Annotated in this window: 8 protein-coding genes and 2 tRNA genes; 2 read left to right on the plus strand and 8 right to left on the minus strand. The window is 60.7% G+C overall.

Translation table 11 applies throughout. From position 1 onward, the window contains the following. Window positions 1-624 precede the first annotated feature (624 nt). From rho to Q0248_RS04420, 8 genes are all read right to left on the minus strand, one after another. A complete protein-coding gene (gene rho, locus Q0248_RS04385; RefSeq protein WP_299320149.1) occupies window positions 625-2,523 on the minus strand; it encodes a transcription termination factor Rho in 1,899 nt (632 codons plus the stop codon). Between the two features lie 184 nt (window positions 2,524-2,707). Then, window positions 2,708-2,781, minus strand: a tRNA-Arg gene (locus Q0248_RS04390). Window positions 2,782-2,996: 215 nt separating this feature from the next. Continuing rightward, window positions 2,997-3,080, minus strand: a tRNA-Leu gene (locus Q0248_RS04395). A gap of 459 nt (window positions 3,081-3,539) precedes the next feature. Further along, the gene (locus Q0248_RS04400) at window positions 3,540-4,724 is read right to left on the minus strand and encodes a cytochrome d ubiquinol oxidase subunit II (RefSeq protein WP_299320152.1); all 1,185 of its coding nucleotides are present in this window, start codon (window positions 4,722-4,724) and stop codon (window positions 3,540-3,542) included. Window positions 4,725-4,753: 29 nt separating this feature from the next. Next, window positions 4,754-6,334: a cytochrome ubiquinol oxidase subunit I gene (locus Q0248_RS04405; protein WP_299320155.1), complete on the minus strand. Its 1,581-nt coding sequence runs from the start codon at window positions 6,332-6,334 to the stop codon at window positions 4,754-4,756. 51 nt (window positions 6,335-6,385) lie between these two features. Continuing rightward, window positions 6,386-6,658, minus strand: a complete 273-nt coding sequence (locus Q0248_RS04410) for a DUF4492 domain-containing protein (RefSeq protein ID WP_299320157.1) — start codon at window positions 6,656-6,658, stop codon at window positions 6,386-6,388. A gap of 113 nt (window positions 6,659-6,771) precedes the next feature. Further along, window positions 6,772-7,695, minus strand: a complete 924-nt coding sequence (queG, locus tag Q0248_RS04415) for a tRNA epoxyqueuosine(34) reductase QueG (RefSeq protein ID WP_299320318.1) — start codon at window positions 7,693-7,695, stop codon at window positions 6,772-6,774. 59 nt (window positions 7,696-7,754) lie between these two features. Further along, entirely contained in the window at window positions 7,755-8,744 is a 990-nt protein-coding gene (locus Q0248_RS04420; RefSeq protein ID WP_299320160.1) for a hypothetical protein, read from the minus strand. A 505-nt stretch (window positions 8,745-9,249) separates the two neighbouring features. On the opposite strand from Q0248_RS04420, the gene uvrA reads away from it, so the two are divergent. Both uvrA and Q0248_RS04430 read left to right on the plus strand, forming a co-directional pair. Then, entirely contained in the window at window positions 9,250-12,084 is a 2,835-nt protein-coding gene (uvrA, locus tag Q0248_RS04425; protein ID WP_299320162.1) for an excinuclease ABC subunit UvrA, read from the plus strand. Between the two features lie 29 nt (window positions 12,085-12,113). After that, complete coding sequence (locus Q0248_RS04430) at window positions 12,114-13,538, plus strand: SWIM zinc finger family protein (RefSeq protein ID WP_299320165.1); 1,425 nt, start codon at window positions 12,114-12,116, stop codon at window positions 13,536-13,538. The last annotated feature ends 409 nt before the right edge of the window (window positions 13,539-13,947 follow it).

The following is a 13,947-nucleotide window of genomic DNA, read 5'->3' on the forward strand; positions in this document are numbered from 1 at the left end:
TCAGAGAACTGCTGTCAGATGGAGCTAAGCCCCTATAGGGGCAATCCCTCCAGAGCCCAGGGTGCGTAGCCCTGTAAGGGTGACCAAACCCTGGGTAGCCTTCATCAAAAAGTATAGAGCCCTACAAGGGCGATCCCCAAAACAGTTGTAGCGTCGTAGCGGTACGGCTCCGATCTCACTTTGCTTCGTTTGGAGGGCCGCCCCTGTAGGGCTCTCCATGTATGGGGCTCTTTGACCCAGGGTTCCGTCAGGCTTACAGCCTTCCCGCACCCTGGGCTTTAGATGGGTTGCCCCGCAGGGGCTTGCGCAGCCGCTAGTAGCCTATTGGTATGCGGGACTGCAGCAAGCTGACCTCCTTGCCCGAGCGCTCTGAGGGGTATACCTCAGCGTGCTGACTGATGTCCCTCAGCCTCCTGACTGGCGGCACTCAGTGCGCTGACTGATATCCCTAAGGAGCAAGCTCCCTTATGCCCCGCATTGCCTAGGCTCGGAGTGGGGAAAGCGCTCGGGGGGACTTAGCCTCCTTAGCTCTAAGAAGGGAGAGGGCGGGACAAAAGCGAGCAGGGCGGCATACGCTCGCTGCGTATGCCGCCCTGCTGGGTAGGGGGAAGAGGTGTCGAAGGCCTAGCTGTTTGCTTCGGCGAAGAACTCCTCGTTGTTCTTGGTACGGAGCATAAGCCCCTTGACACGCTCGAGGGCCTCGATGGGGTTCATCTCGGAGAGTACCTTGCGTACGCCCCACATGAGGGTGCCCGTCTTGTCGCCCAGCAGGAGGTCGTCGCGACGCGTGCTGCTGGCCACAAGGTCGATGGCGGGGAAGATGCGCTTGTTCGCCAGGCGACGGTCGAGCTGCAGCTCCATGTTGCCCGTCCCCTTGAATTCCTCGAAGATGACGTCATCCATCTTGGAGCCCGTCTCCTGCAGCGCTGTGGCGAGGATGGTGAGGCTACCGCCGCCGCGGATGTTGCGCGCAGCACCGAAGAAGCGCTTAGGCTTCTGCAGCGCATTGGCATCGACCCCACCCGAGAGCACCTTACCCGAGGCAGGCTGTACCGTATTGTAGGCGCGTGCCAGGCGGGTGATGGAGTCGAGGAGGATGACGACATCCTGACCACTCTCGACCATGCGCTTGGCCTTGTTGAGGACGATCTCGGCGATCTTGACGTGGCGCTCTGCGGGCTCGTCAAAGGTCGAGGCGATGACCTCGGCATTGACGCTCGTGGCCATGTCGGTGACTTCCTCGGGACGCTCGTCGATGAGCAGGATGATCATGTAGACCTCGGGGTGATTGGCGGCGATGGCGTTGGCGATATTCTTCAGCAGCATCGTCTTACCCGTCTTGGGCTGCGCTACGATGAGGCCGCGCTGTCCCTTACCGATGGGGGCGAAGAGGTCGACGATACGCATAGCCGTCTTGTCCTGGACTGCGGGGCTATTGCCTGCAGCGAGGTTGAACTTCTCCTCTGGGAAGATGGGCGTCAGGTGGTCAAAGGGTACGCGGTCACGCATCTCGGCGGGTGTACGGCCGTTGACACGGGTGATCTTGTCGAAGGGGAAGTACTTGTCCCCCTCCTGAGGAGGACGGATGAAGCCCTCGACGAGGTCACCTGGACGGAGGCTCCACTGCTTGACCTGGGCGGCCGAGAGGTAGATATCGTCGGGTGAAGGGAGGTAGTTGTAGTCCGCCGAGCGTAGGAAGCCGTAGCCGTCGGGCAGGATCTCGAGGACGCCGCTGCACTCGAGGATACCCTCGAAGTTGAACTCGGGCTGCTGTACGGGCTGCGTGCGAGGAGCATTGGGCCGCTGTGCAGGGCCTGCGTTGTTGCTTGCCTTGGGCTCGGGACGCTGGGGCTTGGTGGGGGTGTTAAAGGCAGGGAGCACCTGGTCGAGTACGGACTTGCTGTCCTTGTGGCGGAAGACCATCTGCGCGGGGCTGGGGCTGGCCGCTGCCTCGGGCTCGCTTGTGCTGGGCTCCTTAGGGCTCTCTGCCTGCTCGCTGGGCTCGGCGCTCGCGGCTGCAGCACGCTGGCTACGCTGGCCGCGGCTTCGGCTCTGGCTAGCCTTAGGGGCTGGCTGTGCGCTGCTGGCTTCCTCGGGCTGAGGGGCTGCGACGCTCTCGGGGGTAGCTTCCTCCTCGGAGGCCTTAGCTACGGCCTCGAGGGCCTGGTTGCGCTCCTGCTCGGCACGTGCAGCGAGCTCGGCCTTGGTGGGGCGTCCACGCTTGCGCTGCTTGGGTGCGCTCTCTTCTTCGGGGGATTGAGCTTCAGTAGTAGGGGCTACGGCTGCGCTCTCGGCTTGTTCTTTGGGCATTGGATTCTTAGATTTAGTTCGGCTCTTGGGGCGCTCGGAGCTGCGCTTGACCGTCTGGGTCTCCGCGATGGAGGTAGCCTGCTGGTCGAGGATGCCGTAGATGAGCGCTTGCTTATCGGTGTAGTCCCCGAGCTTCATGCTCAGCTCTTCGGCGATGCTATTGAGCTCCTCTTGGCTTTTGGAGAGCAGCTCAGTGATGTTGTATCGTTGCATATATGTGAATATAACGTCTGTGCTTGACGATGGGATGAGACTAGAGGGGCCAGTCGCCTGTGGGATAGGCACGGTCACGCGGCTCTAGGATCCCTAGCCCAAGGCCTCCCATTGCTCTTTGGAGACGATAGTTGAGGATGTATAAGCGGGAGGGGAAAGGGGGGAGGGATGCGTATCCATCGGGTGATTGGGCTGGGATTCGAACCCAGGACCGATAGCTTAGAAGGCTATTGCTCTATCCAGCTGAGCTACCCAACCATCATATCTCTCGCTGTGCTGTATTGTAGAACTGAGGACACAAGGAGAGGTGGGAGCGGGAGGAGCGATGCCTCCCAATTGCACGGCAAAGGTATCAATAATTGAGGACTTTGGCAAATGCCCGTCCAGGAGCAGCTCTGAGGACTAGCTGATACAAAGAGCCCCGAGTGCCACAGGGCGCTCGGGGCTTATCCTTGATAGGGCTTGTGTCGCTGTACCCAGAGCCGGGCTCGAACCGGCACAGCCTAATTGGCTAAGGGAGTTTAAGTCCCTCGTGTCTACCATTTCACCATCTGGGCATGCTGGCGCAAAGGTAGCCCAATTCTGCCGTATACACAATAGCGGGGGCTGGCTGCTTCCTGACGAGGGCTCATGCTTCCTTTGACTTCCACCCCTCCTCTGCAGCTAAGCTCGGGGCAGCTAGGCCTCGGCAGATCGTGCCTATAGGGGGAGGACCCCTGAGGGATATCGGTCAGCGTGCTGAGGGACGTCAGTCAGCCTCGTGAGGGATGCCAGTCAGCGAGCTGAAAGGTATCAGTCCTGGAGCTTAGACTAAGCAGGGGCTTCGCTTCGCTTTTCTACGTATTGCAGTGAGGAGGGCCTTGAGCTAAGAATAGATGGTATAGGAACGTACGCGGGGGTGTGGGGAGAAGCCGCGGTGATTGGGGAGCGCCTTAAATGCGGGAGCGGCTGCAAGGATCTAGCATCTAGATCTTGCAGCCGCTCCGCTTATAGAGGGCTAGGGCTGAGGCAGCCTACTAGTAGTTGTGCCCGTGGGGATCCTCCATCTCCTTACGCGTGATCTTGTGAAGATCGAGGGCGCGCCAAGCGTAGATGATGTATGCCAGGACGAAGGGGATGAGCAGCGAGACGAAGCTCATCGTCTTGAGCGTGAAGGGACTCGAGGAGCTGTTGCGGATGTTCAGCGAGTTGTTGATGATCTCGGGCATCTCAGGGCTGTAGGCAGGGTAGTAGGAGGTGTTGTTCCAGCCTGCGATGAGGAAGAGTGCCAGAGCGGTCAGTACCACGCCGATGCCTTCGTACCAGATCCCCTTGCGGAAGCCCTCCTTGAGCAGGGTCAGCAGGATACCAGCCAGCACGAGGACCACCCCGAGGACGAAGATCGCGAAGACGGCAGGCATCTCGACGAGATTGAGCCAGTACTTGTAGTCCACGAGGAAGGTGACGTTGGGGTTCGCTGGGTCATAGGCGAAGCCCTGCTTGGTCAGCAGGAAGAAGAGGTAGCCGAGGAAGAGCAGTAGGAAGGCAGCGGCATTCCAGGCCAGCGCAGCGCGTGAGCGGCGATAGATGGTCTCGTCATCGATGTTATTGATGAAGAAGAGCAGCGCCGTGGTGCGCGAGAGGAAGAAGACCGCCAGGCCGAAGATGACGTTCCACACGTTGAGCACCGCCTCTAGACCGTGCAGCTGCAGCCCCTTATAGGGGAGCCACCCCGAGATCACCTGACTGGCGCCCGAGAGGTCAGCGATAGCCTCCTTGTTCACCTGGAAGGTAGATCCAGTGAAGAAGGTCGACACCGCAGCCCCGAGGAGGATAGGTGCCAGCAGCCCGTTGATGAAGAGGAAGGTCTGGTAGGTGCGGCTCCCGAGGACGTTCCCATTCTTATTCTGATACTCATAGGACACGGCCTGGATGATGAAGCAGAAGAGAATGAGCATCCACACCCAGTAGGCACCGCCGAAGCTGGTGGAGTAGAAGAGGGGGAAGGAGGCGAAGAAGCCACCGCCGAAGACCACCAGTGTGGTGAAGGTGAATTCCCACTTGCGCCCTACGGAGTTCACTAGGAGCTTACGCTCGAGCTGCTCCTTGCCGAGGCTGAAGAAGAGGGACTGGCCTCCCTGGACGAAGAGGAGGAAGACGAGGAGTGCCCCGAGGACCGAGATCAGGAGCCACCAATAGGATTGGAAGAATGCGTAATCCATTGTATGCTGTCTTGCTAGAGGATTCGACTTTAGTGCTGCTCGGGGCCCGACTTGATGGCCTTGCGCATGATGTTCACCTCAGCTACGAGCATGATGGTGAAGAGCAGGGTGAAGAGCGTGAAGGTGATGATCACGGAGCTCGCCTCGATCTTGGAGATAGCTGCCTGCACGGGTAGGAGGTTCTGAATGGTCCAGGGCTGACGTCCTACCTCGGCTACGACCCAGCCTGCCTCAGTAGCGATCCAAGCCATGGGGGTCAAGATAAGGCTTATCCATAGCAGCCAGCGGGTGGACTGGAGCTTGTCGTTGCGCTTGTAGGCATACCAGGTCAGCAGTAGGTAGAGCAGCAGGAAGGCGCCGCCCAGACCGACCATAGCACGGAAAGAGTAGTAGGTCAGAGGTACATTGGGTACCGTCTCGTACTTGCTGTCGAAGTAGCCGTAGCCGTAGTAAGGGAAGTGCTTCTCGAGGATCTGACGCTGGGCCTGGGCCGCTACGCTGTCGCCCGCCTTGCGCGCCGCACGGAAGGCGTTGAGCGCGTCGATAGCCTGGCGGCCGCGCTGCATCTTCTCCTCTGCCGAGAGGGCTACCGTCCCATCGGGGAGGTGATAGCCGCCCTCGAGGATGTTGTTGATACCAGGTACGTAGTGCGTCCCATTGCCCGCGACCATGAAGGAGAGGAGGCGGGGCGCCTCGATGCTAAAGAGGTGCGAGGGTGTGGCGTCGTCGGGCTGCTGCTTGGAGGGGTTGAGGACGCCGATGATACCGAGGCCTACGCCTTCGCCATCAGCGGTGTGGCCGTCTGGCGTGCTCTTGCCTGTGTCGTAGATGGCCTCCATGGCGGCGAGCTTCATAGGCTGATTCTTCGCTACGTCCACGGCAGAGAGGTGTCCCGTCTCCGCAGAGAGAATGGCTGCCAGCAGGCCGAAGGGAGCGATGATCTTGAGGTTGCGGCGGGCGAAGTCCGTGTGGTGGCCACGTAGCAGATAGAGGACGCATATCCCAAGGGCAAAGAAGGTCCCCAGCGTCCACGAGGTCGTGACGGTGTGGAGGAACTTGATGATCGCCGTCGGAGATAGGGCTACGGCCCAGAAGTCATGCATCTCGTTGCGCATCGTCTCTGGGTTGAAGACCATCCCCTGGGGGTTCTGCATCCAGGCATTGGCTATGAGGATCCATACGGCCGAGATGGTCGCACCGACGACGGTGAGCCAGGAGGAGGCTAGGTGGAAGCCCTTGCTGACCTTGCCCCAGCCGAAGAACATCACGGCGATGAAGGTCGACTCCATGAAGAAGGCCAGGATGCCCTCGATGGCGAGAGGCGCGCCGAAGATGTCTCCGACGAACCAGCTATAGTTGGACCAGTTCGTCCCGAACTGGAACTCAAGGATAATCCCCGTGGCGACGCCGATAGCGAAGTTGATCCCGAAGAGCTTCTGCCAGAACTGTGCTGACTTCTTCCAGAAGGGGTCACCGGTACGGTAGTACTGGGTCTCAGCCAGGGACATGATGACCCCGAGCCCGAGCGTCAGCGGCACGAACAGCCAGTGGTACATAGCCGTCAGAGCAAACTGTGCACGTGACCATGCGATTAATGATGTTACATCCATTGTAAATAGTGATTAGCGTATTGGGTTGGTTCTATTCTCTCGATGCGGGTACTAGAGGCGGCCTGCTTCGTGTCTAGAGACGCTGTCCACAGCACGGCGCTGGATCAATTCGTCCCCGACGACTTCGGACTTCTCTACGTGGCGCTCGGAGGCCTGTTGCTTGACGAAGTTGGGGAAGAAGAAGGCTCGCAGCACGGCGAACATGATGAAGAGCTTGATGGCGATGATGAGCCAGAGCTTCTTGCTCGTCGGTGTGAGGCCGCGGAAGCCATCTCGGTAGAGCTGGAAGGCGCGGACGAAAAAGTTTGCTTGGTCGCTACTCATTGAGTTATAGGTTTGCTAATAGGAGGGCTCTACAGGCGGTCTCCCGTCTAAGACAAAGATATGTAAAGGTGTCTGTCTGCACAAATTGCCGCCGTGCAAGGATGTCCGTCGGCTTAGTCCTCAAAGTTGGTGCGCAGTCCGCGCATCGTACGCTGTAGGCCACTGAGACCAGCGCGCTTGACGGCTGTGCCTGCGAAGAGGGCGAGGTACTCCTCCTCGCTCAGCTGATCGAGCTGCTCTGCGGTGAGCGCTAGGAGCGCCTCGCGCGGAGCGTAGTCGGCGATCGTCGTGGGGCGGGCAAAGCGATTCCAGGGACAGCACTGCTGGCAGGCATCGCAGCCATAGACGCGGCGGCCGATACGCTCCCTGAGCTCGGGCGGGATCTCTGCCTTGGACTCGATCGTGAGGTAGCTGATGCAGCGGCGGGCGTCGATCTTGCCGGGGTGGGTGATGGCCTCGGTGGGGCAGCTCTGGAGGCAGCGGGTGCAGCGTCCGCAGAGGGACTTCATCGGGCTGTCGGGAGGCAGGTCGATTGAGACCAGCAGCTCGCCGAGGAAGAAGTAGCTGCCTGCGCGGGGGATGATCAAGAGGCTGTTCTTGCCCCGCCACCCCAGTCCTGCGCGCTCGGCCCAGTAGCGCTCCATGATGGGCGCTGAGTCGGAGAAGGCACGCCCCTCGACCTCGAGCCCCAGCCCCTCACGCATGTAGTGGAGCAGCTGGTCGAGGCGCTTCTTGACGACCTTGTGGTAGTCGCGCCCGTAGGCGTAGTAGGCGAATTGGGGTGCCTCGGGATCCTGCTTGCGCTCGGGGTAATAGTTCATGGCGACCATGATCAGCGAGCGTGTCCCAGGTAGGAGGAGGCGGGGATCGGCCCGCAGCTCTCGGTTGCGCTGCAGGTACTCCATGGTGCCGTGGTGCCCCTCGTCAATCCACTGGTCGTAGCCCGCGAGGATCTCCTCGGGGACGGCCTCGGCTCGGGCGATGCCACAGGCTGCGAAGCCTAGGCGCCGAGCCTCCTGCTTGATCGCATCGGCCAGCGCTTGGGCTGAGGAGAGTTCCCTATCCTCGCCGTATGCTGATGGAGGCGAGTCGGGCACTACTTGTTGTGGAAGACCCAGGAGGAGCTGTAGGCACGGTGTGCCTTCACCAGCCGATTGAGGTAGTTGTAGGCCGCAGCTGCGTCGTCGAAGGAGGCCGCGGCTAGGCGGAGTGTGGCGCTGTGGCGTGAGCGCAGGGCGACGATGGCCTCGGGTTCCTCGATCTGGTGGCGCGCCTCCTCGTAGTAGCTCAGTAGACGCTCCTCGCTGCGCTCGGTAGCGATGATCACATAGTAGCGTCCGTCGCCCGAGCTGCCCCAGCGGAGACCACTGTCAGCAGGCGCGGCAGGTGCCTCCTCCTTGGACTGCGGCGTGAGGCTGCTATGCCCCCAAAGGCTCTGTGCCGCCTCGGGTGTCGGGGTGAAGCCTGCCTGGAAGTACTGCTCCGTCACGGGGCTCTGCTGCCAGGGGATGAGGCTCAGGATGAGGATGATGATGGAGGCGGCGTAGGCAGCAACGCGCTTGGGGATGCGCAGCTGTATATAGTCGCGGTTGCGGCGCTCGGCCTCGGGTGCTTCGCTCTGGGCGCTTAGAGGCTCGCTGCTCCCCGCTGCCATCTCCTGCTGGAGTAGGGGGAGGGAGAGCGGACTGAGCCCATAGGCGATCCCCTGAAGAAGCTTGGAGCTGCTGTAGGGGACAAAGTTGATCTTGCCCGCTCCCGTCAGCTCGAGGGTGCCGAGTAGGGGCAGCTGGTACTGCCCGCGCTGTATGAGGATGTGCCGCAGCTGCTTGACCTCCTCCTCGAGGATAAGGCGCGCGCGGCGCAGCGAGATCCCCAGGAGGAGCGCATAGCGTGCCTCCAGCAGCCCATCGCTGTGCTGCAGCTCCTGGCTGAAGTGGAGCTCTGCACTCGGCGGATAGGCTAGGTGCTGCTCGTGCTGGTAGCTGGCGGGGAGTGCTTCGCGGATGAAGCCCCCGAGCTGTGGCACTACGACATAGCTATGCCGAAGGAGGAGGTAGGATATTTGCTCTGCTAAGCGATTGTTCATAGATCGGAGACCCTAGCGCTCATAGTAGGGCTAGGATAGTGCAAAGATACGGCTTTTCTCGCTCCAGTCTCGTGCTGCTGGATGCGTCGGCGTCTCGCTGGGATCTTCCTCCCCTTTGTATGCCGCGCTATGCTCCCTCCCGAGGGGACGAACTTTAGGGATATCCCTCGGCGCGCTGAGGGATATCAGTCACGGTGCTGAGGGGTGTCAGTCAGCCTCGTGAGGGATATCAGTCAGCGAGCTTCCCCCTAAGGGGCTGCTGCGTGGAGGGCTTGGGCGAGGCTTGCTGAGGGAGGGGGAGGGCTTGCTTGAGACTAAGGGATGATGCTCCTTAGCTCTAGGCGCGATGCCTTGTGGAGGCTATCCCTGCGCTCTGGGCGGGGAGTTATGTGCTCGGGAAAGGACTTTGGGGGCAGCGAGCTACGACGCTTTTTACTTATATTTGTATGTATGGCAGTCCTTGAGCTAAGGGACAGCCTTGTTTTATTTGATATATCAGCTGTAGATGCAGGACTTAGAGATACGGGGAGCGCGCGTGCACAACCTCAAGAACATAGATGCCCACATACCCCGCTATTCGCTCACGGTATTCACCGGGCTGAGCGGTAGTGGTAAGTCGTCCCTCGCCTTCGATACGATCTATGCCGAGGGCCAGCGCCGCTACATAGAGACCTTTAGCTCCTATGCCCGCGGCTTCCTCGGCGGCGGTATGGAGCGCCCCGACGTGGAGCAGATCGATGGCCTCGGGCCCGTGATCTCCATCGAGCAGAAGACGACGAACCGCAACCCTCGCTCCACGGTCGGTACCGTGACGGAGATCTACGACTTCTTCCGTCTGCTCTACGCCCGTGCTGGTGAGGCACGCTCCTACCTCACGGGGCGTCCTATGGTACGCTATACCGAGGAGCAGATCCTAGAGCTGCTCTTGGAGCGCTACGAGGGCAAGCGGGTACTCCTCTTGGCGCCCGTGGTCAAGCAGCGTAAAGGCCACTACAAGGAGCTCTTCGAGCAGCTGCGCAAGAAGAGCTACCTCACGGTACGCGTCGATGGCGAGCTGCGTGAGCTGACCTACGGGATGAAGCTCGACCGCTACAAGATCCATAGTGTAGAGGTGCAGACCGACAAGCTGACCATCACGGCCAAGAATAAGGACCGCCTGCTGGCTAGCCTGAGGCTGACGCTGCGCGAGGGGGATGGCGTGATGATGGTGCAGGAGCTCGAGCACAATACCATCGCCTACTACAGCCGTCATCTGATGGACCCCGAGACGGGGCTCTCCTACAGCGAACCCGCGCCGCACAACTTCTCCTTCAATTCGCCCAACGGAGCTTGCCCCCGATGCAAGGGGATGGGGGAGATCCGCGTTATAGACCCTGCCAGCATCATCCCCGACCCAAGCAAGAGTATCTATCAGGGTGGGATCATCCCGCTGGGGAAGTATAAGCGCAATCTTGTCTTTGCCCAGATCGAGGCGCTGTGCGAGCGCTATGAGCTTAGCCTCAAGACGCCGATCAAGAGCCTACCCGAGGATCTCCTCACCGAGATCCTAGAGGGGAGCTCGGAGCCTATCACGCTGGCCGACGAGCGTATGCCCGAGCTGAAGGGCATCCCCCTGAGCTACGATGGTCTCGGTGCCTACCTGATGAGTCAGGTCGAGGAGGTCGAGAGCAGTCGGGAGAGCGAGCGCTGGATGAGCCAGTTCACCAAGGGCGAGGTCTGCCCCGAGTGCCACGGCGGGCGACTGAATCAGGAGGCCTTACATTATTATATAGGGGACAAGAACCTCGGCGAGGTAGGGATGATGGAGCTGACGCAGCTCACGGCCTGGATCGACGAGGTAGTGACGCAGCTCTCGGAGTCCCAGCGACAGATCGCCACCGAGGTGCTCAAGGAGATACGCACGCGTCTCTCCTTCCTCCTCGATGTCGGGCTCGGCTACCTCTCCATGAACCGCGTGTCCTCCACCCTCTCGGGCGGTGAGAGCCAGCGCATACGTCTGGCTACGCAGATAGGGACGCAGCTCGTCGAGGTACTCTACATCCTCGACGAGCCCAGCATCGGCCTGCACCAGCGGGACAACCTACGCCTCATCCATTCGCTGCAGAAGCTGCGCGACCTCGGCAACACGGTCATCGTCGTCGAGCACGATAAGGACATGATGCTCGAGGCCGACCATATCATCGACATGGGGCCCCGTGCGGGACGCCTCGGCGGCGAGGTCGTATTCATGGGCAGCCCTGCTGACATGATGAAGACCGAGACGCTCACGGCACGCTATTTGCGTGGAGAGGAAGAGGTGGACGTCGAGCAGCACAAGCCGATCAGCCCCGAGAGACTGCTCCTCAAGGGCGCACGCGGGAACAATCTCAAGGGTATCGACGTCAGCTTCCCCCTCGGTAACCTCATCTGTGTGGCTGGGGTCTCGGGTAGCGGCAAGAGTACGCTCATCAACGACACTCTATACCCCATCCTCAGCCAGCGGCTCTACGGATCGCTGCAGGAGCCCCTCGCCTATGACTCCATAGAGGGGCTGGAGCTCGTCGACAAAGTCGTGGCGGTGGATCAGGCGCCGATCGGACGCACGCCGCGCAGTAATCCCGCCACCTATACGGGCGTCTTCACCGACATCCGCAACCTCTTCGTAGGGCTCCCCGAGAGTAAGATGCGCGGCTACAAGCCTGGGCGCTTCTCCTTCAACGTCTCGGGTGGGCGCTGCGAGACCTGCTCGGGGAACGGCTATAAGACCATAGCGATGAACTTCCTCCCCGACGTCTATGCCCCCTGCGAGGTCTGCCACGGACGCCGCTACAATAGAGAGACGCTCGAGGTGCGCTTCAAGGGGAAGTCCATCGCCGACGTCCTCGATATGACGATCAATGCCGCGGTGGAGTTCTTTGCCCACGTGCCTCCCATACTCAAGAAGCTGCAGGTGCTACAGGAGGTAGGCCTAGGCTATATCAAGCTGGGGCAGTCCTCCACGACCCTCTCGGGTGGGGAGAGCCAGCGTATCAAGCTCGCCTCTGAGCTCTCCAAGCGCGATACGGGGCGTACCGTCTACATCCTAGATGAGCCGACCACAGGCCTGCACTTCGAGGATATCCGCGTCCTGCTAGGTATCCTGCGCCGCCTTGTGGATCGCGGGAATACGGTCATCGTCATCGAGCACAACCTCGATGTGCTGAGGAGCGCGGACTACATCATCGAGATCGGCCCCGACGGGGGGCGGAGTGGGGGAGAGCTCGTCTTCGCAGGGAGCCCCGAGGAGCTCATCAAGCGCAAGGACAGCCCCACCGCGCCCTACCTCAAGGAGGAGATGAAGAGCTCCAAGAAGGCTAAGTAGGACTACATCACACAAGAAGAACACACCTTATGAAACTAGGGAATCGCCTCTCCAACAAGATCTGCCCCGATGATATGACCATCGAGGAGTGGCAGGTAGCCCTACGCCGCGAGACGGCGCAGCTGAGCAACTTCAAGGTCGAGCACCTGGATCGCAACCGCATCTGGGGCGACTATCTGGTCTCTGGAGTGACGGGTCGCTACAAGGTCGCCTTCCGTGGTGTACAGAGCGACCGCAACTTCTGCTCCTGCCTAGACTTCCGTACCAACGGGCTGGGGACCTGCAAGCACCTCGAGGCCGTAGCGCTCTACTTGCAGGACCACGTGCCTGGCTACCCCTGGGCAGGGTTAAGCTACGCCGCCGAATACACCTCTATTTTCGTCAGCTACAAGGGGGGGCGTAGCATCCGTGTGCGTATCGGCTCGTCTCATCGAGCAGAGTTCGAGCAGCTCTTCGCGGAGTACTTCGACCGTACGGGGGTACTGCCGAGGACGGCCTACTACCAGCTGGATGAGATCTGCCGCAGAGCTCGGGAGATCTCGCCCTCCTTCCGCTGCTACGACGACGTCCAGGACTTCGCCCGCGAGGTAGTGCACTATGATCAGTGGCAGGTGGAGCTAGACTCAGCCTATCCCGACAAGGCCATCCCCTGGGACAAGCAGGAGCTGAGCAGCCGCTACGCCACCGTCGAGCAGCTCCTCTACGCCCTCTGCTTCCAGAGTCATGGCTTCCTCGTGGGGGATCACCACGCCTTCTACATGCACCTGGTAGCGCGCCTCGTCGAGGAGATCTACCAGGGCGAGGAGCACAGGGAACGGGGCTACATCGTCGTCGCCACTGATGCTGATATGATGGCCTGGCAGTCGGTCATGCTGCAGTACAGAGAGTACATCACGCTACCCGTGCAGGTGACGACCCAGGAGCACTTCATTCAGCAGCAGGAGGCGCAGCTGGGTCAGCGCGCGACCTTCGTCTACATCCACGAGGCCGACTGCCTCAAGGAGTGGAAGAACCCCCTATCCCTGGCGGTAAAGAAGCTCGAGATACGCCACCTCTACCTCCACGTGGAGAACCTACAGCACTATACGCCCGTACAGCTGTCCTCCATCCTGCAGCATATCAATCCCTTCCTCATCGGGCCCTTCTACAAGTTTATCCATACCTACCGCCCCTACTTCCCCTTGGTGGAGCAGGAGGAGCGCCTGCCCGAGGAGATACGCCCCTTCACCTTCTTCACCACACGCCTCTTCGTCTCGGCCCCCCAGCTCCCGACCGCGGGCGATATGCCTGCGCCAGCTAGCCCGAGCCCCGCACCCCAGCTGCAGACCCCTGAGGCCAAGGTGAGCCACTTCCTCAGAGGGCTGAGTCAGGTGCTCGAGGATCCGCGTGCGACCGAACTGCTGCGTGCCCGCCTAGGGCAGCTCTTGGCTGACGAGGACCCCGTGCATCACTAGGACGAAGTACTCGGGACGCTGCCCTGCTGCCACGCCTCCGCGTAAGAGGCCTAAGGATACGGAGCGAGGCAATCGCCTGCAGCCCGTGCATTGAGGGATATCCCTCAGCCTCCTGATGGGCGCCTCTCACGCGGCTGACTGGCGTCTCTCAGCTCGCTGACTGATATCCTTCAGGAGGCCTCCCCCTTGTCCTTTAGCTCCGCCAAGCTTCCTTCGACCCTTTCGGCTTCCCTGAAGGGGACTAAAAGTTGCTAAAGGAGGGCTTGGTCAGACAGCTTGGTCGGGATAGATGAGCGAGATACGCCAAAATCTTAGTATCTTTGTGCCAATGAAGGCATCGCTCCGCACTCGGACCAGCCTCCACTCTTAGGAGGGAGTAGCGATGCCACGACCAACGCATATATATGAC

Origin of the sequence: uncultured Porphyromonas sp., assembly GCF_938046015.1 — a bacterium.
Taxonomy (GTDB): Bacteria; Bacteroidota; Bacteroidia; order Bacteroidales; family Porphyromonadaceae; genus Porphyromonas.

Coding starts and splice junctions, on each gene's coding strand:
- uvrA (WP_299320162.1), top strand. CDS start 9,250: ATGCAGGACTTAGAGATACGGGGAGCGCGCGTGCACAACCTCAAGAAC.
- Q0248_RS04400 (WP_299320152.1), bottom strand. CDS start 4,724: ATGGATTACGCATTCTTCCAATCCTATTGGTGGCTCCTGATCTCGGTC.
- Q0248_RS04420 (WP_299320160.1), bottom strand. CDS start 8,744: ATGAACAATCGCTTAGCAGAGCAAATATCCTACCTCCTCCTTCGGCAT.
- Q0248_RS04410 (WP_299320157.1), bottom strand. CDS start 6,658: ATGAGTAGCGACCAAGCAAACTTTTTCGTCCGCGCCTTCCAGCTCTAC.
- Q0248_RS04430 (WP_299320165.1), top strand. CDS start 12,114: ATGAAACTAGGGAATCGCCTCTCCAACAAGATCTGCCCCGATGATATG.
- Q0248_RS04405 (WP_299320155.1), bottom strand. CDS start 6,334: ATGGATGTAACATCATTAATCGCATGGTCACGTGCACAGTTTGCTCTG.
- rho (WP_299320149.1), bottom strand. CDS start 2,523: ATGCAACGATACAACATCACTGAGCTGCTCTCCAAAAGCCAAGAGGAG.